Origin of the sequence: Flavobacterium sp. CG_9.10 (assembly GCF_015752245.1) — a bacterium.
In the GTDB taxonomy this organism is placed as follows: domain Bacteria; phylum Bacteroidota; class Bacteroidia; order Flavobacteriales; family Flavobacteriaceae; genus Flavobacterium.
On record NZ_JADOVD010000002.1, the window covers coordinates 1 to 19,387 of the forward strand.

At 33.9% G+C, this 19,387-nt stretch carries 18 protein-coding genes; 9 read left to right on the top strand and 9 right to left on the bottom strand.

The window, feature by feature from the left end; translation table 11 throughout:
* Window positions 1-118: 118 nt before the first annotated feature.
* Complete coding sequence (locus tag IWX84_RS01630) at window positions 119-850, bottom strand: hypothetical protein (protein ID WP_196849015.1); 732 nt, start codon at window positions 848-850, stop codon at window positions 119-121.
* Window positions 851-1,301: 451 nt separating this feature from the next.
* On the opposite strand from IWX84_RS01630, the gene IWX84_RS01635 reads away from it, so the two are divergent.
* A complete protein-coding gene (locus IWX84_RS01635) occupies window positions 1,302-1,742 on the top strand; it encodes a hypothetical protein (protein WP_196849016.1) in 441 nt (146 codons plus the stop codon).
* A gap of 174 nt (window positions 1,743-1,916) precedes the next feature.
* Here IWX84_RS01635 and IWX84_RS01640 read toward each other — a convergent pair whose 3' ends face one another.
* The 6 genes from IWX84_RS01640 to IWX84_RS01665 form a co-directional block, all read right to left on the bottom strand.
* Window positions 1,917-3,134: a peptidylprolyl isomerase gene (locus IWX84_RS01640; RefSeq protein ID WP_196849017.1), complete on the bottom strand. Its 1,218-nt coding sequence runs from the start codon at window positions 3,132-3,134 to the stop codon at window positions 1,917-1,919.
* Between the two features lie 191 nt (window positions 3,135-3,325).
* On the bottom strand, window positions 3,326-4,450 hold the full coding sequence (locus IWX84_RS01645; RefSeq protein ID WP_196849018.1) for a peptidylprolyl isomerase: 1,125 nt from the start codon (window positions 4,448-4,450) through the stop codon (window positions 3,326-3,328).
* 15 nt (window positions 4,451-4,465) lie between these two features.
* Window positions 4,466-5,110 (bottom strand): gliding motility-associated peptidyl-prolyl isomerase GldI, encoded by a 645-nt coding sequence (gene gldI, locus IWX84_RS01650; protein WP_196849019.1) that lies wholly within the window; start codon window positions 5,108-5,110, stop codon window positions 4,466-4,468.
* 6 nt (window positions 5,111-5,116) lie between these two features.
* Complete coding sequence (locus tag IWX84_RS01655; RefSeq protein WP_196849020.1) at window positions 5,117-6,121, bottom strand: DHH family phosphoesterase; 1,005 nt, start codon at window positions 6,119-6,121, stop codon at window positions 5,117-5,119.
* Window positions 6,122-6,181: 60 nt separating this feature from the next.
* Window positions 6,182-7,438 (bottom strand): voltage-gated chloride channel family protein, encoded by a 1,257-nt coding sequence (locus tag IWX84_RS01660; RefSeq protein ID WP_196849021.1) that lies wholly within the window; start codon window positions 7,436-7,438, stop codon window positions 6,182-6,184.
* Between the two features lie 47 nt (window positions 7,439-7,485).
* The gene (locus IWX84_RS01665; protein WP_196849022.1) at window positions 7,486-7,896 is read right to left on the bottom strand and encodes a RidA family protein; all 411 of its coding nucleotides are present in this window, start codon (window positions 7,894-7,896) and stop codon (window positions 7,486-7,488) included.
* 295 nt (window positions 7,897-8,191) lie between these two features.
* Between IWX84_RS01665 and IWX84_RS01670 the strand changes: the two genes are divergently transcribed.
* On the top strand, window positions 8,192-8,749 hold the full coding sequence (locus tag IWX84_RS01670; RefSeq protein WP_196849023.1) for a hypothetical protein: 558 nt from the start codon (window positions 8,192-8,194) through the stop codon (window positions 8,747-8,749).
* 108 nt (window positions 8,750-8,857) lie between these two features.
* The gene (locus IWX84_RS01675) at window positions 8,858-9,517 is read left to right on the top strand and encodes a hypothetical protein (protein ID WP_196849024.1); all 660 of its coding nucleotides are present in this window, start codon (window positions 8,858-8,860) and stop codon (window positions 9,515-9,517) included.
* Window positions 9,518-9,581: 64 nt separating this feature from the next.
* Here IWX84_RS01675 and IWX84_RS01680 read toward each other — a convergent pair whose 3' ends face one another.
* Window positions 9,582-10,109 (bottom strand): hypothetical protein, encoded by a 528-nt coding sequence (locus tag IWX84_RS01680; protein WP_196849025.1) that lies wholly within the window; start codon window positions 10,107-10,109, stop codon window positions 9,582-9,584.
* 212 nt (window positions 10,110-10,321) lie between these two features.
* Here IWX84_RS01680 and guaA point away from each other — a divergent pair, with 212 nt between their 5' ends.
* The 6 genes from guaA to yidC all read left to right on the top strand — a co-directional run bounded on the left by guaA (window position 10,322) and on the right by yidC (window position 18,220).
* On the top strand, window positions 10,322-11,851 hold the full coding sequence (guaA, locus tag IWX84_RS01685; protein ID WP_196849026.1) for a glutamine-hydrolyzing GMP synthase: 1,530 nt from the start codon (window positions 10,322-10,324) through the stop codon (window positions 11,849-11,851).
* 134 nt (window positions 11,852-11,985) lie between these two features.
* Window positions 11,986-13,845, top strand: coding sequence for a LysM peptidoglycan-binding domain-containing protein (locus IWX84_RS01690; RefSeq protein ID WP_231385383.1), 1,860 nt, complete (start codon window positions 11,986-11,988; stop codon window positions 13,843-13,845).
* Window positions 13,845-14,246 (top strand): OsmC family protein, encoded by a 402-nt coding sequence (locus IWX84_RS01695; RefSeq protein ID WP_196849027.1) that lies wholly within the window; start codon window positions 13,845-13,847, stop codon window positions 14,244-14,246. Before IWX84_RS01690 ends, IWX84_RS01695 begins: the two co-directional genes overlap by 1 nt.
* Window positions 14,247-14,320: 74 nt before the next feature.
* A complete protein-coding gene (locus IWX84_RS01700; RefSeq protein WP_196849028.1) occupies window positions 14,321-14,554 on the top strand; it encodes a DUF3820 family protein in 234 nt (77 codons plus the stop codon).
* 82 nt (window positions 14,555-14,636) lie between these two features.
* Window positions 14,637-16,250, top strand: coding sequence for a CTP synthase (locus tag IWX84_RS01705; RefSeq protein WP_196849029.1), 1,614 nt, complete (start codon window positions 14,637-14,639; stop codon window positions 16,248-16,250).
* A 65-nt stretch (window positions 16,251-16,315) separates the two neighbouring features.
* Complete coding sequence (gene yidC / locus IWX84_RS01710; RefSeq protein WP_196849030.1) at window positions 16,316-18,220, top strand: membrane protein insertase YidC; 1,905 nt, start codon at window positions 16,316-16,318, stop codon at window positions 18,218-18,220.
* Between the two features lie 66 nt (window positions 18,221-18,286).
* Here yidC and IWX84_RS01715 read toward each other — a convergent pair whose 3' ends face one another.
* A complete protein-coding gene (locus IWX84_RS01715; RefSeq protein WP_196849031.1) occupies window positions 18,287-19,252 on the bottom strand; it encodes a fasciclin domain-containing protein in 966 nt (321 codons plus the stop codon).
* Window positions 19,253-19,387 lie beyond the last annotated feature (135 nt).

Genomic DNA, 19,387 nt, shown 5'->3' on the forward strand with positions numbered 1-19,387 from the left:
CCCATCTCTTTGCGAACCGCCGTATACGAGACCCGTACGTACGGTGGTGTGAGAGGCGCACTCCGTCAGTTACTGGCGGAGCCGTCTACTCGATTAGCACCAGTATTTCTTCTGTCACTTAGCATCCCATTGGTGTTTCAATAACTATCAATTTCGTAACGGTTTGTCCGTTGTCTTTACGTTTTCCAGTTACTCTTAAATGATAACGGCTAATTCCTACACCACTTGGATATTCAGTTGGTGTTTTTACTTTTTCTACCAGTTTAAGCCACTCGTCTCCACATTGTTCTTTTACTTTTTGCTTTAAATCGTCAATTGATATTTTTGGAAATTTTTCATTTTCCTTTTCAGAGTATTTGTCGCAAGTAAATTGTCCTGTGTTGTTTACTTGTAACTGTTTCCAGTCCGAGTAAAAATGTTTCCAGTCTGTCAAGTCGCAATGTGGACCTTCATTCATAATTGTTACACTCGTTTCGTAGCGTTGTTCAATTACCAAGTTAGTAAGTTGGTCACTTGAAATAGAAATAAGTTGACCTTCTATAGTTTCTCCAAGTTCAGCATAGATTTCAACTGTATCTTTTTGAATTTGGTCAATTTTTCTCTCTTCGTCATAAATTATTAAGCGATTTATGGAAATAGAAAGTTCATTAAATTTTATGGTTGTAATTGTGTCAGCTTCCTCATCGTCTTTTGCAATTATCGTTGAGTTATTTGGTTGATTAGAAATATTAGTTGTGTCGTTTACAATACTACCATTTTGGTTCGTCTCCGTTTTATTTGTCGATGAGTTGTTACACGAACAAAGTGTCGTAATTGTCAAGATGATGATTATGTTTTGTAGTGTGGTCATAATATTGGTGCTAACTTGTATATAGGCGAAACAAACCTTCGTATATACACCCAAATCTGGGTGGATTGGCGAAGGTTTGTTTCGCTTTATTTTTATTCAAATATATAATAATAATCTTATAAACTATTAATCAAGCATTTATTTTCGGAATGCTTTTTGAATTTACATCGGGACTATTTTAGTTGTCATTACCACTTTCTTGCGTGAGGGATAGCAGTGAAAATCCTCTCTCGTCTCGTTCTTAAAACGAGACGAGAGAGATTGTAACGGATAGCCCGACCTTGTTGCTATAAAAAACAGCGTTTTGAAATCCTATTTTCTGCAACGAGGTCACGCCCAAATTATAAATGGTAGCAGGTGGATTAATGTAGGAGTTACAAATAATTATAAACTAAAAAATATAGCGCACTTTGCGAAAAACTTTGCGAACTTTGCGGTAAAATAAAAGAATATGAAAATAAACCTAAAAAACGGAATCGATAAGCTCCTTTTCGGGATGAAACAGAATGATGTTACCGCTATTTACGGTAAGCCGGACAGGAATTATAAAGACGAAGACAACAATGTAATTTTCGCTTATAATGTGCTGAAAATACGTATTACGTTCTATGTTGAAGAAGATTTGAGATTAGGTTATATCGTGGCTTCTAGTCCAGATTTAGAATTATTCGGTAATAAAATTATCAATAGAAAAATCAGTGATGTCAAGAAAGACTTGGCTCCAAAAGGACTTATTAAATTCACACAAGAAGAATTTGATACTTTTGAGAACTATTTCAACGAAGAAAATTGGATTATCTTTCAAACAGAATTTGATGAAGTGGTGAAATTTGAAATTGGTGCTATCATCAATGAAAAAGATGAATTTGATTGGAAATTTGGAAAGAAATAAGGGAATTTTTGACCACAAATTCGCTAATTTTTGGTTTTAAATAGGTCTAAGGATTAACCCAATTTTAAATTTGCGAATTCGCAGTAGTTTTAAATTTAGCTCTTAAACACAAAACCCGATACATTTCAAAAATGTATCGGGTTTTTTTATAAAAATAGTTTAATAAAGACTGTTTTATTTTGTTGTTACAGGTTGCTTTTCAAACATTTCCAATTCAAAAACAAGATTAGCATTTGGTGGAATTACTCCGCCAGCACCTCTTTCTCCATACGCTAATTTTGATGGGATAAACACCACCGCTTTGTCTCCGTAAGTCATTAAACTCAATGCTTCCATAAATCCTGGAATCATTCCGTCTTTTTTACCTGGTTCAAAAGGAAAAGCTTGGTAACCGTTTTGAGCGCCTCTGTTAGCATCGTATTTTCCGTATGCTTTCGAAACGTCTTCATAACTGCTGTCAAATAAAGTTCCGTCTTCAAAATAACCAGCGTAATGAAAATAAAATGTCGAACCGTTAACAGGTTTTACACCATTTCCTTTTTGGACTATTTTATACGCTAAACCAGAAGGAGTAGCAATGGCAGTAGCTTTTGTTTTTGCTAGATATGCCACTTTTGCTGCAATAACAGGACTGTATTTTTCCATGTACACTCTTTTGCTTTCTGCTTGAATTGCCATTTGCTTTTTTTGGTTTTCAGCATCAATCAAAGTTTGTTTTTTAGCATCTTCGGCTTTATTACCATAATAATCTGAGAATACTTTTGGTGCATCAAATTGTTTTGCTAAAGTACCTTTTCTGGTAATCGTAATTTTTTTCATGACATCATCTTGAGCAATCAAGTTTACAATGTTCATTCCTTGCGTAACATGACCAAAAATGGTGTGTTTCCCGTTTAACCAAGGAGTGTCTTTATGGGTGATGAAAAACTGACTTGAATTTGTAGCAGGACCAGAATTGGCCATAGCCAAAATTCCGCCTTTGTCAAATTTCAAATCGGTGAATTCATCTTTATATGCATATCCTGCGCCACCAGACCCATTCCCAGAAGGATCTCCACCTTGAATCATAAAATCTTTAATGACTCTGTGAAATTTTAAACCATCAAAAAATGGTTTTCCTTTTAGTTTTTCATCTGTTACAAAAGTGTTTTTTCCTTCCGCAAGCGCAATAAAACTGGCGACAGTAACGGGTGTTTTTTGATATTCCAATTGAACTACAATATCTCCTTTGGTAGTTGAAATCGTTGCAAAAATACCGTCTGTTGCTACAGGAACTTTTGGAGTTACCTTAACTGTAGTAGCAGGTTTTTTACCTGAAGTTGGTTTCTTTTTAACTTGGGCTTGTACATTCAGTACTCCCAAAAACAATAAAAATAGAATTTTAAATTTCATTTTCTAATAATTTAAGTCGGACAAATTTTTGAATTATAATTTTTGTGAAATAACTTTTTGGATGTAATTTTAAAATAGTTCTCGATACCGTCACTTCGAGTGGCGTAGCGTATCGAGAAGTTTGTTCCATTACATTACACAAAAACCACTCGAACCGACGTTTCTCTAGATTACATCCTTACTGAAAAATATTATTTTGGCATTGCATCCAATAATTCGATTTCAAAAATAATATTGGCATTTGGGGGAATAACTCCGCCAGCGCCTGCTGCTCCATAGCCTAATCGTGATGGGATAAAAATTACTGCTTTATCTCCCAAAGATAATTGTTCTATTCCCTCAATGAAACCAGGAATCATGCCATCTTTTTTCCCAGCTTGAAAAGGGATAGGTTGGTATCCGTTTTGAGCTGCTCTGTTTGGATCGTATTTCCCAAAAGTTTTAGCAACTCCTTCGATACTGGAATCAAACAATTCTCCGTCTTCAAGAAAACCGGCATAATGAATAAAAACACTAGCGCCATTTACTGGTTTTTTACCACTTCCTTTTTTAGTGATAACATATTTTAATCCAGAAGGAGTAGTAGTTGCTTTGGCTTTTTGATCTGCGAAATAAGCTATTTTTTGATCGCGAACTGCTTTGTATTTTGTATTGTACAGTCTTTTGTTTTCGGTATCAATAGCCAATTGTTTCTTTTGGTTTTCCGATTCTACTGCAAAATAATCATGAAATGTTTTTATTGCATCAAACTTTTTTGCTGCTTCACCATTTCTGATAATAGTCACTTTATTCATGAAATCATTTTCTTCAATTTTGTTGACTACTTCCATCCCTTTTCCTACGACATGCCCAAAAATGGTGTGTTTGCCATCTAACCAAGGCGTTGCAACATGAGTGATAAAAAACTGACTGCTGTTAGTCATTGGACCATTATTGGCCATGGCCAAAATACCACCGTTGTCAAATTTCAAATCAGAAAACTCATCTTTAAATTTATATCCTGTATCGCCAGATCCAGTTCCTAGCGGATCTCCGCCTTGAATCATGAAATCTTTGAGTACTCTGTGAAATTTTAGTCCATCATAAAACGGTCTTTTTTTAAGATTTTCATTGGTCACGAATTCATTTTTTCCTTCTGCCAAAGTAACAAAGTTAGCCACTGTAATAGGTGCTTTTTGAAAGTCTAATTGTACGGTTATATCTCCTTTATTAGTTTCAATTTTGGCATACAAGCCATCAGGAAGATCGTTGTGTTCTTCTTTACATGAATAAAATGTGGCAATTACAAGGAATACGAATAGGATGCTTTTTTTCATTTCTAAATTTATAATTTATTGGGTTAGTGTATCTTTTACCGGAGCTTCAGCAGCGACTTCCGGTTTAACTGCGGGAGCAAGTGGTTTTACTTCATTTTGCTTCTTATAGACTTTTTCGGGCATGAAATCGCGTAAAGTCACAATAACGAGTAAGGGTTGATTGGTTCCAATTTTCTTGTTGTCTCCATGATAACCATAGCCCATGTGAGAGTTGAAAAGAAAATTTACTTTCTCTTTTTTATGCATTAATTTTATTCCGTCTCTCAAGCCCATCATGATATTTTGCTTGTCAACATAATACGTTTGAGGTCTCAATTCCAATTCAGAATAAATGATATTTCCTTTCAAATCTTTTATTTCATAGTCAAAGAAAGCGATATCTCCTTTTTTTGGAGTAAGAGTATCTAATTCGTTTTTTGTCGTATAAGAATACCAATATCCTTTTGTAGAAGCGATGAATTTCACTTTAGGATTTCTTTTGATTACGGCATTAATTTGTGCTTCTTCAACAGAAATTAATTTTTTATTGCGTTCTATCGATTTCTTCATGAAACTTCCTGAGGCTTGGGAAAGCGGTCTTCTGGCTTCCTGATGTTGTTTACAGCTGGAAACTAACAGCAATAAAAATAATACAATTGCGATGGCATGGCTATTTTTCATGATGTATTATAGAGTTAGTTTTTGTACTAGATCTTCAAATTTATTTATTGTTTCTTGCATCGAAAGTTCTGATTTTCCACCTGCAGCATTGCGATGTCCGCCACCATGGAAATAATCTCTTGCAAATTGATTGACATCAAAATCACCTTGTGAGCGGAACGAAATTTTAATAATTTTTTCTTCTTTATTTTCGATGAAAATAGCTGTAAAGTTAATTCCTTTTATGCTCAATCCATAATTTACAATTCCTTCGGTATCGCCTTTTACATAATCAAAAGAGTTCAACTCGTCCTGAGTCAACGTAGTGTAAGCCGTTTTATGTTCCGTAATCACTTTCATGTTTTGAAGCGCTCTTCCCAATAATTGTAAACGTCCGTAAGAACTGTTGTCAAAAAGTAAGGTTGGAATCTCCGTATTTTCGACACCTAAATCAATTAATTCGGCAACGATTCTGTGCGTGTTTCCAGTTGTTTTTGGAAATCTAAAAGAACCTGAATCGGTAAGAATTCCAGTATAAATGCAGGTACCTATTGTTTTATCAATATCTGATTTTTTTCCAAGAAGAGAAATGAAGTTGTAAAGCATTTCACAAGTCGAGCCAAAAGAAGTATCTGAATAGGTGAACGCAGCATAATCATCCGGTTTTTGATGATGGTCAATCATTACGAACGGCGCTTTTAACTTGTTCAAAACGTTTTCCATTTCACCTACGCGGTGCAAAGCATTGAAATCTAATGTAAAAATGAGTTCTGCTTCTTCAAGGATTTTGGTGCAGTTTTCTTTATCTTTTTCGTAAATTTTTACCGTTTCTGATCCCGGCATCCAAGCCAAGAAATCAGGAAATTCATTTGGCGAAACCACAACAGGTTGATGGTGATTTTTTAATAAAAAATGATACAACCCTAAAGTAGAACCCATAGCATCTCCGTCAGGACCTCGGTGTGGGATTATGGCAATTTTTTTTGGCGTTGATAATAACAACTGTATCGCTTGAATGTCTTGTATTTTCATAGATTGCGAAATTACATTTTTTTAATCTAATGTTGAAATCATTAACACGAATTTCACCTATTATAAAAGGTTGGTTTCTTTTCTTTTAAAATTTTGATAGAAACGGTATTTGGGTCCTTTTACAATCTGTGAGTGATAAATCCCAACAGACCCTGAAGAAAAATAAGCGATTAAACAGGCGATGCCAACAAAAAAGCCGCTTTCTACTCCAAAAAGTTCCATTCCCATTACCGTGCAGGCAATCGGAGTATGGGTAGCTCCGGAGAAAACAGCGACGAATCCCATTCCTGCCAAAATAGCTGTAGGCAAAGGGACAATTAGTGATAAAGCGCTTCCAAGAGTGGCCCCAATAAAGAATAATGGTGTTACTTCTCCGCCTTTGAAACCTGCCCCAAGTGTAAAACCAGTAAACAGTATTTTGAAAAGGAAATCGAAAGGAGCATTAGGGATTGAAAATGCATCCACAATTACAGGAATTCCTAAACCTGTGTATTTTGTCGTTCCAATGAAATAAAATGCTATTGCTAGTATGATTCCTCCTATAAAAGGGCGAAGCGGAGGAAATGATATAGTTTTCGAAAATAAAGTTCCCCAGAAGTGGGTGCTTCGGGAAAATAACATGGCAGCTAAGCCAAATAACAGACTTGCAAAAATCATCCAAAGTAGCGTGATGAAAGTGAGTTCAGGGATGATAGGAATGCTGTACTGCGTGTGTTTTACTTGCCAAAGTTCGACGGTGAAATAGGCGATGTAGGCAGTCAAAAAAGATAATGGAATGCTTCTAAAACTAATTTTGCTGAAATATAAAACTTCCAAAGCAAATAAGGCTCCGGCCACTGGTGTTCCAAAAATGGATGCAAAACCCGCGCTGATTCCTAAAATTACAATCGTTTTTCTTTCAGAATTATCAAGGTTAAAAACGCTTGTAAATTGATCGGCAATAGCTCCTCCCATTTGTACAGCTGTTCCTTCACGACCAGCGGAGCCTCCAAAAAGATGAGTAATTAAGGTACCTATCAATACTAAAGGTGCCATCTTTAGCGGAATGGTTTTTTGCGGATTCTCGTATTCTTCCAGCAATAAATTATTGCCTTTTACAACTTCTTGTCCAAAATAGTAATATCCCAATCCTATCATAAGACCGCCAATTGGCAAAAGCCAAATGATCCAATTGTTGTGTTCTCTAATTTGTGTAACCCATTCTAAAGCGACTAAAAAAAACGCGGAAGCCGAGCCCGAAAAAAGTCCTATTGTTGTGCAAATGGCAATCCATTTGACGGTGAGAAATATGATTTTTTTTATTTTTTCTAAATTCATTAGATTCAATAGTAGAAGTAACTTGGCGTTTTTTTTTGGCTAAAGTATTACAATCCTTCTTGAATTAATGGTTTTTCAGCAGCAATAGCTGTAAATTCTATTTCGACTAAATACTCTGGCGCAACCAATTTGCTGATTTCATAAAAACCAGTTGTTGGTTTTACGTCTTTAAAAAATTTGGCGTGAGCGGTGGCAACGGCATCAAAAGTATTAATGTCAGTGGTGAATATTCGAGTACGAATGACATCTTTCATGCTGGCATCTAGATCCTCAAGAACTTTTTCTACCCTTTCAAGAATGTTTAATGTTTGAGCATGTGCATCATCAGCTCTTACTTTTTTACCGTCTACTATAGCGACAGTTCCTGATATTTCAATGATATTTCCAATGCGGACTGCTCTGCAATAGCCCATTTTGTCTTCCCAAGGAGAACCTGTCAAAATGTTTTCTCTTTTCATTTTTACTTATTTTTGGTTGTTTATAGCACTTACTTTCCAAATTTTAAAAGACAATTTAGAATTTGGTATATTTTTTGCAATTTATAAAAAATAACGAAATGAAAATCAGCAATTTTTTAATTGTAAACTTCTTTTTTAAGCAAGAATAATTTATAAATATTTTTGCTAAAGTGTAATAAAAACGATAATTCGGAGTTATAAATGCATGTTAAATTACGCGCTATTTATAGTTTCCTACTATTGGTTTTTTTACTTTTAAAAAAATTATAATCACTAATGAATTAATATCAAAACGATGAAAAAAATTCTATTTTTAATTATTATTGTCGGTTTATCCTTAAATGGATATTCCCAGAATGAAATTAGTACCAAATTTAAAGCGGTTCCGCCTAAAAAGAAGGAAGCAATTCCGCCAAAAGTGAATTTGCCTAAAGTTAAACCTTATGTGGCAGATGAGATACCAAAAAATGATTTTATTGTGCCGAAAAATGATGTCATTAATCCGGATGAGGTTTATAAAAAAAATCAGGATTTAGGGAGTTTCAATACTAGTTCAGTTACAGCAAAGTTTCGATATCGTGACGCAGCTTATGTGGATGGCGATAAGATTAGAGTGTACTTAAACGATAAGATGATTCAGCCAGAGGTTCTCTTAAATGGTGAATTTCAAGGCTTTGAGATTACTTTGGAAAAAGGAGTAAATAAGATAGATTTTGAGGCATTAAACGAAGGTTTTGCTCCACCTAATACAGCGGAATTTCAAGTTTATGATGATAAAGGTACTGTTGTTGCGTCGAACCAATGGAATATTGGGCTTGGTTTTAAGGCAACCATTATCTTAATGAAAGAATAATTTAGAGGTTTTGAATTGATTTGCAACTACTTTAAATGTCCTATTGGATTTACAGTGTGGAAGTAATTTTAGACTAAAAAGAAATGATTAAATAACTTTTGATAGCATATGAAACAGGTTTTATTGCTTATTATGATTTGTATTACACTGAATGGCTATGCTCAAAGTGAGTTTAGCTCTAACAAGTTTAAGGCGATAGCCCCGCTTAATAGAACTCCAAAAGTAAAAAAAGTAATTCCACCGGAATCAGTTTTGCCTCCTATTACAACTCCAAATGTTTTTAAAAGTAATCTTTTAAATCCAAAGCCTAGCTCTGTGCTGACGCAACCCAGCAATTTTTCAATGATAGTTAAAAATGAGTTTATTAATCCTGGAGACGTTTACCGAGATAAACTCAATAAAAAATTTGCTAATGAAGAACAGACGGTTTATAGAAGAAATCAAAATTTAGGCGATTTTAAAACTACTTCGGTTACCGCAAAGGTGCTTTATCGAGATGCTGCTGATGTTGATGGCGACCAGATACGAGTATATTTGAATGATAGAATAGTCCAGTATCAAGTAAATTTAGAAAGTGAATATAAAGGTTTCGAAATTGTATTGGAAAAAGGATTCAATAAAATAGATTTTGAAGCGTTGAATCAAGGAATGTCTGGACCCAATACCGCCCAATTTCAGGTCTTTGATGATAAAGGGGCTCTGATTTCTTCGAGCCAATGGAATCTTGGAACTGGTTTTAAAGCAACTATTATACTTGTAAAAGAATAAAAAAACCGTCGGAGTAATTTTAAAATTACATCCGACGGTTTTTTATTTTAAATACGATTTCTTTCTAAAACGGGTCAGCCGTAACTTTGAATTTCATATCCGCTTTTACAGTTATGTCTTTCGTTAGGGTTTCTTTAATCACTGCTTTAGTTCTTATTTTGTAGCTAGGTGCCTTAATGTATTTATCTAATTTTTCAGCTGTAACAATTAAATCTAGAACGTTAGTAGTAGAGTTAATGTTGTCTAAATACGCTAGTTCTATTTCGTCATTTGCATCAGTAGAGATATATAAATGAACTGATTTTAAAAAACTGAATGTTTTATCAGCAGGGTTAGTTATAGCTAATTTTAATTCTCTTAATCTTACATCTTTTACTAAATCGGCTTTAGTATTATTGTTTTGAAATTCAGCACTTGAATTTGTAGTAACATCTGGTGTAAGTACTTCAGAAGCAACATTAAGCGGGAATCCGCTGGAGATGGTAAAAGAAGTTTGATTAGAAATGGTAAAGGTTAAAAGTTGATCTACCACATTGCAAGAAAATAAAAATAGTGATAGAAAGGTAATTAGGGCGAAAGTTTTTGTCTTCATTTAAATACGTTTTTTTATTAATTATAAGATTTAGTTTTTACGACTGCTTTTTTGCAAAAGTATTACTATTTACGATAGTATAACTCTTTTGGTTTTTAAATATTGTGGTAGCAGTTGTTAAAAACAGTAGCATAAACTTCAACTAAATAAAATAAATTGAATATTTTCAAAATTCAATTTTTCAATTCAAAATATAAAAAGTATTTTTGCGCATGCAACACAACGTACTTATTTTAGATTTCGGATCGCAATATACACAGCTTATTGCGCGTAGAGTTCGCGAATTAAATATATTCTGCGAAATTTTCCCATACAATCATTTTCCGAGTGATTTATCCAGTTATAAAGCAGTAATTCTTGGTGGTAGTCCATTTTCTGTTCGTGCAGAAGACGCTCCACATCCTGATTTATCTCAAATCAGAGGTAAATTACCTTTGCTGGCTGTTTGTTACGGAGCGCAATATTTAGCCCATTTTAGTGGTGGTGAAGTAGCCGCTTCAAATACCAGAGAATATGGGAGAGCTAATTTGTCCTTTATTAAAGAAAACGAAACTTTTTTTGACAACGTTTCTGAAAACAGTCAAGTTTGGATGAGTCATAGTGATAGTGTGAAGGCTTTGCCAACTAATGGTGTAAAACTAGCAAGTACGAATGATGTAGAATTTGCTGCCTATAAAATTAAAGGTGAAACTACTTACGCCATTCAATACCACCCAGAAGTTTTTCATTCAACAGATGGTAAGCAAATGCTAGAAAATTTCTTGGTAAAAATTGCTGAAGTTCCTCAAAATTTTACTCCAAATGCTTTCGTTGAAGAAATGGTAGCAGAATTAAAGGAGAAATTACAAGATGACAAAGTGGTTCTTGGACTTTCAGGTGGAGTAGATTCAACCGTAGCAGCAGTTTTATTGCATCAAGCTATTGGGAAAAATTTATACTGCATTTTTGTAAATAATGGATTACTTCGTAAAAACGAATTCCAAAATGTATTGGATCAGTACAAAGGAATGGGTTTAAACGTAAAAGGAGTAGATTCAGGAGATCGTTTTTTATCTGAATTAGCAGGGGTAAGCGATCCAGAAACAAAACGTAAAATTATTGGTCGTGTTTTCATCGAAGTTTTTGATGATGAATCACACCTTATAGAAGATGTAAAATGGTTGGCACAAGGAACAATTTATCCTGATGTTATTGAGTCAGTTTCTGTAAAAGGGCCCTCTGCAACAATAAAATCACATCATAATGTAGGTGGATTGCCTGATTATATGAAGTTGAAAATTGTTGAACCACTTCGTATGCTCTTCAAAGATGAAGTTCGAAGAGTAGGAGCATCATTAGGAATTGATCCAGAATTGTTAGGAAGACACCCTTTTCCTGGTCCTGGATTGTCTATTCGAATTTTAGGGGATATTACTCCTGAAAAAGTTAGAATTCTGCAAGAAGTAGATGCCGTTTTTATTGACGGATTGAAATCTTGGGGCTTGTATGATAAAGTATGGCAGGCTGGAGCAATTTTGCTTCCGGTAAATAGTGTAGGTGTTATGGGTGATGAACGTACTTATGAAAAAGTAATTGCGCTTCGTGCCGTTGAATCTACTGACGGTATGACTGCTGACTGGGTTCATTTACCTTATGATTTCTTGATGAAAGTGTCGAATGACATTATCAATAAAGTGAAAGGAGTTAATAGAGTAGTGTACGATATTAGTTCAAAACCGCCTGCAACAATTGAATGGGAATAAACGTTTAAATATAATTCCTTTTCCTTTTAGAGTTATTATTTTTTAATGTACTTTACATAAACGGTATCAGATTTTGGAATAAAATTTGATACCGTTCTGTTATTAATGATTAAATAATTTTTTTATAAATAAAAATGATGAAGTATTTTATTACAGTTTGTTTAGCTTGTTTAGTTTTTACATTTAGTGTTTCCTCACAAGAAAAAAATAATACGCATAAAGTAGCGAAGGGTGAAACAATCAATCAGATTGCCCAAAAATATAATGTTACTCCTTTAGAGATCTATCAATTAAACCCAGATGCGCAAAGTGGTTTAAAACCAAATAGTGTTTTGTTGATTCCTAAAAGTTCATCAAAGAAAACTTCAGCTGTGCAGGTTAAAACTAATTCGCAAGCCCAAAACCATTTGGTCATAGCGAAAGAAACGCTTTACGGAATTGAAAAAAAATACGGTGTTTCGGATGAGGCGTTAAAAAAAGCAAATCCGTTTCTTGAAAAAGAAGGATTGCAAATAGGTCAAATGTTGATTATTCCTTCAAATGCTGTAAAAAAATCTTCAGTAGCAACAGCAAAACCTTTAAATACAATTGTAAAACCGACAATTGCGAAACAAGAAGCAGTTGTTTATCATGAAGTTTTAGCTAAGGAAACAAAGTATTCTATTGCCAAAAAATATGGAATAACCATTGCGGAACTAGAGAAAAAAAATCCAGAAGTTGTCTCGAATTTGCCAATTGGATTTAAATTAGTAATTAAAGGAAATGCCCCAAAAGCAGATAAGATTGTCGCAATAATTGAATCTAAAAAAGAGATAGTAGAATCTAAAACGGAAACTGCAAAGCCTAATTCGGTAAAAATTCCTTCGCCAATTATAATGCCCAAGGAAAGTAAAAAAGAATACACTAGTTTATCTGAAAAAATAGATAATAACGGTCGAAAAAAATTAGTGTTACTAATGCCTTTTAATATGAATAATGTTCAAGGAGATACTATCAATTCGACGGCTATGCGTTTGAAAAAAGATAAATTTCTGAATATGACTTTAGATTTTTATGCTGGAGCGTTGATGGCGATAGATTCGGCTAAACAAATAGGGCTTTTAATTGATGTAAGTATTTTTGATTCACAAGAAACAAAGAATTCATCAAGCGTACCAGCCATTATAAAAGCAAATAATCTGGAAAATGCGGATGCGATAATTGGACCTTTTTATCAAAGTAATGTGGAGAAAGCCGCTGAATTAGTAAACACAAATCAAGTTCCTGTGATCTCACCTTTATCGAAAGATATTGGAAATTCATTCAGTAATTTATACCAAACAATTCCAACAGCAACTGCCATTAAAAATGAAATGTTTGATTACATGAGATCAAAGGGTGGGAATGTTATAGCTGTAATTGATAAGAAAAAGGAAACTATTAGACAATATCTTAAAGAAAATCAAAAAGACGTTCGACTCTCAACTCTAAATGATAACGGTAGCTTATCTGCTCAAAATTTGAAGAGTTTGTTCGTAAAAGATAAAATAAATTACGTGGTAATGGAAACTGGAAATACCAGTATGATAAAATCAATTATAATGACCATGCTGAGTTCCATGGCAACTTATCAAGTACAGTTGGTTATTTTGGAGCCAAATGAAACATTGGATACGGATGAAATTAATTTTGTGAATTTGACGAAATTAAAGCTTATGTATCCTTCAATGTCTCGAGATAACGATTCATCCGAGGCTTTTAAATTTGAAAACAACTTCAAAAAAGTAAATAAAATAGTGCCAAGTGCCTTCGCAACTCGTGGTTTTGACATTACTTTTGATACCATGATGCGATTGTCGCTAGGTAAAACATATCAAGAAACTGTTGATACAATGGCAACGCAACAAGTAGATAATAAATTTGAATATTATAAAAAAACAGATGGAGGATACACCAATAAAGGAATTTACATCTTGTATTACGACACTGATTTAACCATAAAAGAGGCGAAATAATGACATCAAAAGTGACCTATTTAGGAAATTTAAGAACTTCATCAATACATTTACAGTCTGGCACTGAAATTATTTCGGATGCTCCGGTAGATAATAAAGGAAAAGGAGAGGCTTTCTCTCCAACAGATACTGTTGCTAATGCCTTGGCAAGTTGCATGATGACCGTAATGGGAATCAAAGCCAATGAAATGGATTTGGATTTAAGAAATTCTTCGGCATCAGTTACCAAAATCATGAATGCCGAACCAAGAAGAATTGGAGCGATAGAAATTGTGTTTGAAATGGTTGGAACTTCAGATCAAAAAAGCAAAACTATTCTTGAAAGAACGGCTATGACTTGTCCTGTTTTCTTAAGTTTGAATACTGAAATTGAGAAACGAATTACTTTCAACTGGAAATAATATTTATACATAAAAAAAAGAAGCAATAGAATAGAAAAAATCATTCTTCTTGCTTCTTTTTTCTTTTTTTTAAAATGGACCAAAACCAAATAAAACTCATTAAGCTCGCTCATACCAAAATGCCTTTTGGCAAATACGAAGGTAAGTTTCTTATTGATTTACCGGAGTATTATGTGGTTTGGTATAGCAATAAAGGTTTCCCAAAAGGAGAGTTAGGCGAACAATTACAGTTGATTTACGAATTAAAACTCAATGGACTTGAAGAGTTAATTCGAAATATAAAAAAACGGTATCCAAAACCGATTTAATTTTCAAATTGACAATTTATAATTGTACTTTTGCCAAGTTTTTTTACATAACTACAATACAAACAACAACAATAACAACAGAATGAATCAAACGAAATATATTTTTGTTACCGGTGGTGTGACTTCTTCTTTAGGAAAAGGGATTATTGCGGCATCTTTGGCAAAATTGTTACAAGCTAGAGGATACCGTACAACTATCCAAAAGTTTGACCCGTACTTAAATGTTGACCCTGGAACACTTAATCCATATGAACATGGAGAATGTTATGTAACTGATGATGGTGCAGAAACAGATTTGGATTTGGGACATTATGAGCGTTTCTTGAATGTTCCTACTTCACAAGCGAATAATGTGACTACTGGTAGAATTTATCTTTCGGTTATTGAAAAAGAAAGAAGAGGAGAATTCTTGGGGAAAACGGTTCAAGTAGTTCCTCATATTACCAATGAAATTAAAGAAAGAATGCAGTTGCTTGGTCAATCAGGTGATTTTGATATTGTAATTACTGAAATTGGAGGAACTGTTGGGGATATTGAATCATTGCCATACATTGAATCCGTTCGTCAATTAGTGTGGTCGTTAGGCGAAAAGAATGCGATTGTAATTCATTTAACTTTAGTGCCTTATTTGGCTGCTGCAGGTGAATTGAAAACAAAACCAACCCAGCACTCGGTAAAAACTTTGATGGAAAGCGGTATAAAAGCGGACATTTTAGTTTGTAGAACAGAACGTGAAATTTCAGATGAAATACGTAATAAATTAGCCTTGTTTTGTAATGTAAAAAGAGAAGCTGTTATTCAATCAATAGATGCTGCAACGATTTATGAAGTGCCAAATTTAATGCTTGAAGAAGGACTAGATATAGTTGCCTTGAAGAAATTAGATTTACCTAAAAAGGCAGCTCCAGATTTAAAAATATGGAATACTTTTTTACGCAGAGTAAAGCATCCTAAACATGTTGTAAATATTGGATTGATAGGGAAATATGTAGAAATGCAAGATTGTTATAAATCTATTTTGGAGGCATTTATTCATGCTGGTGCTGCGAATGAAACCAAAGTGAATGTGATTTCGATTCATTCCGAGCATATTGATGCATCAAATATAAACGAGAAATTAGCAGGATTGGACGGGATTCTTGTAGCTCCAGGTTTTGGAGAAAGAGGAATTGAAGGAAAAATTGAAGCGGTTCGTTATGCACGTGAAAATAAAGTTCCTTTTTTCGGAATTTGTTTGGGTATGCAAATGGCAATTATCGAATATTCAAGAAATGTGCTGGGTTTTGCTGATGCCAATTCAACTGAAATGAATGATAAAACCTCTCATCCAGTTGTTAATTTAATGGAAGAGCAAAAAACCATTACTGATAAAGGTGGAACAATGCGTCTTGGAGCTTGGAAATGTGATTTAAAACAAGATTCATTAGCATATAGAATCTACGGAAAAGAAACAATTTCGGAGCGTCACCGTCACCGTTATGAGTACAACAGTAATTACGTTGCACAATTGCAAAATGCAGGAATGATAGCTTCTGGTGTAAATCCGGATACAGGTTTGGTTGAGATTATAGAAATCGAAGATCATCCATTTTTTATCGGAGTTCAATACCATCCGGAATATAAAAGTACGGTTGAAAATCCACATCCAATATTTGTGAATTTTGTGGCAGCAACAGTTCAAACAAAGAAAAAATAGTTCTTGTTTTTTGAAACAATTCATCAAACTATAGACTAATAGATTAAACTTTTTTAAATATAATAATGAAAGAAAAAAAATTAGACCTCAATTCGATTATTGGTTTTGTATTGATTTTTGGAATTTTGCTTTGGATAATGTACCAAAACAAACCAGATGAAAAAGCTATTGCAGCTGAAAAAGCGCAAAAAGAATTAGTAATCAAGGAGGCTAAAGCCAAAGAATTATCTGATAAAACTTTAGCAACGGCTACTGTTGCAGTTGCTGCGACAGGAGATTCTACGCAACTGGCGCAAATACAAAAAACACTGGGGAATTTTGCTTATTCAGCTACACTGCCTTCCGCTAAAGCGACTTACACTACTATTGAAAATGAATTTGTAAAATTAAAAATCGCGAATAAAGGAGGATATATTGTTAGCGCCACTTTGAAAAATTTTGAAAAATTTAAAAAAGGTTCAGGTCAATTAGTGGAGTTAATTAAAGATAATAATTCTGATTTAAATATTCAATTGTTGACAAGTGACAGCCGCACTTTAAATACCAAAGATTTGTATTTTGAACCAACACTGACAAAAGTGGGTGCGGATCAAATCCTTTCTATGAAATTGAAAGCGGGTGCTAATGAATTTCTGGAATACAAATACATTTTAAAACCGAAGGAATATATGGTTGGTTTTGACCTGCGTTCGCAAGGTTTGAACAAAGTTTTGAATACTGCTAAACCTTTGGATTTAGAATGGAATTTAAAAACATATAGAACTGAAAAAAGCATTGCCTATGAAGATCGTTATACATTATTGAATTACGAGTATGGTGATGAGAAATTTAATTACGTAGGTGACGGAAAAGATAAAGAAGAAACTCCAGAAAACGTGAAGTTTATTGCTTTTAAGCAACATTTCTTTAGCACGATTTTGTTGACAGACACTCCTTTTGCAAAATCGACATTGAAATCTCATAAATTAGTTGTTGACGAAAAAGTAGATACTACTTTTATTAAACAATTTAATGCAAAAGTACCTTTGGCTTTCACCAATGGGGAGTTAGATTACAAAATGAACTGGTATTTTGGACCATCAGATTATAAGACTTTAAATGATTACAATAAAAACTTAGAGAAAATTATTCCTTTAGGTTGGGGGATTTTTGGATGGATTAACAAATTCGTATTTATTCCATTGTTTGGTTTTTTAAGTTCTTACATTGCTTATGGTATTGCGATAATTGTTTTTACAATTATCATAAAAATCGCCATGTCACCTATTACTTATAAATCATTTTTGTCTCAGGCAAAAATGAAAGTATTGAAACCTGAAATTGCTGAATTAGGGGAGAAGTTCAATAAAGATCCAATGAAGAAGCAACAGGAAACCATGAAATTATACAATAAAGCAGGTGTGAATCCTATGGCAGGATGTATTCCAGCCTTGATTCAGCTTCCTTTTATGTATGCTTCGTTTCAGTTTTTCCCATCCGCTTTCGAATTAAGACAAAAAAGCTTCCTTTGGGCAGATGATTTATCTTCTTTTGACCAAGTGGTAAAATTGCCTTTCCATGTACCGCTTTACGGAGATCATATTAGTTTGTTTCCAATACTGGCTGCAATAGCGATTTTCTTTTACATGAAAATGACGTCTGGAGATCAACAAATGGCTGCTCCACAACAAGAGGGAATGCCGGATATGGCCAAAATGATGAAATACATGATTTATATTTCGCCATTAATGATGTTGATTTTCTTCAATAGCTACGGTGCCGGATTGAGTTTATATAACTTTATTTCTAACTTGATTACAATAGGAATCATGTTTGTGATTAAAAATTATATTGTTGATAGCGATAGAATACATGCACAAATTCAACAGAACAAATTGAAAGAGCCAAAAAAACAAGGTAAGTTCCAGCAAAAACTTCAAGAAGTTATGGAACAAGCTGAAGCTCAAAAAGCAAAAGATAAAAAGAAGTAATTCTTTGTGAATTATTAAATAAAAAAGCTCCCTGAAATAGGGAGCTTTTTTTATGGTATAAGATTTTTAAAAAATAGGTAATAGTACTTTGTTAAGAACATGAATTACGCCATTAGAACATTGTACATCAGTTGCAATTATGGTAGATGTTCTATTATTTGCATCTTTGATTTTAGCTCCACCAGTCAATTGAATAGTAAAAGTTTGAGGTGTTTGAAGCGTTGCAACTACTTGACCTTCGGTTAAACTGGCGGCCAATATATTTCCACTAACTACATGATATTGTAAAACTTTTGTCAAATTTGCAGTAGAAACACTTGCAATTCCTCCTGGAGCTAATTCTGTATTTAGCAAAATGAAAGCGTCGTTAGTAGGTGCAAATACCGTAAAAGGCCCAGTGCCGGACAGAATTGAAACAAAATTAGGTTGGCCTGCTCCAGTTAAGGCGCCAACTAAAGAAGTAAAATTTGCATTTGCAGTTGCATGAGTCACAATAGTAGGTAAGCCAATTACTTTGTCTACGATATGTATGACACCGTTGGAAGCCATGATGTCAGCAGTGGTAACCATTGCAACACCATTAAGCATGACCATGCTTGATCCTGTATTTACATACATACTCAATGTGTTGGTTGCAGAGGCGGAACCTTTTGCTAATGTTTTTATATATCCAGTAGTCAAATCGCCGGATTTGACAGTACCTGTAATAACATGGTTTAATAAAATTTGGGTTAAGACTTCTTTTGGCACATCATTTATGGTAGCATAAGTAGTTGTGGCAAGAAATGCTGTAAAGGCATCGTTAGTAGGTGCAAAAACGGTATACGGACCAGCACCTTGCAAGGTTGTGGCTAAATCTGCTTTGACAAGTGCCTGAACTAAGATGCTTAAATTCGTAGTGGCAATTGCTTTTCCTGTAATTGTATTGTCTACTGGCGCAGGGTTGTTGTCATCATTATTGTCGCATGATGTGGCTGCGAATGCAAAAAAGGTTAACAATACTAAACATTTAATTTTTAATGAAGTTTTCATAGGGTTGATTTTTAATTGTTTACGCTAAATTAAAAATTTATTTATATTAAATGTTTAATATTTTGGTTTAAAAGTAAAACAAAGTTAAAATTTATGATATCCTTTTTATTTGTTTAATGTTTGTAAATCAGTTAG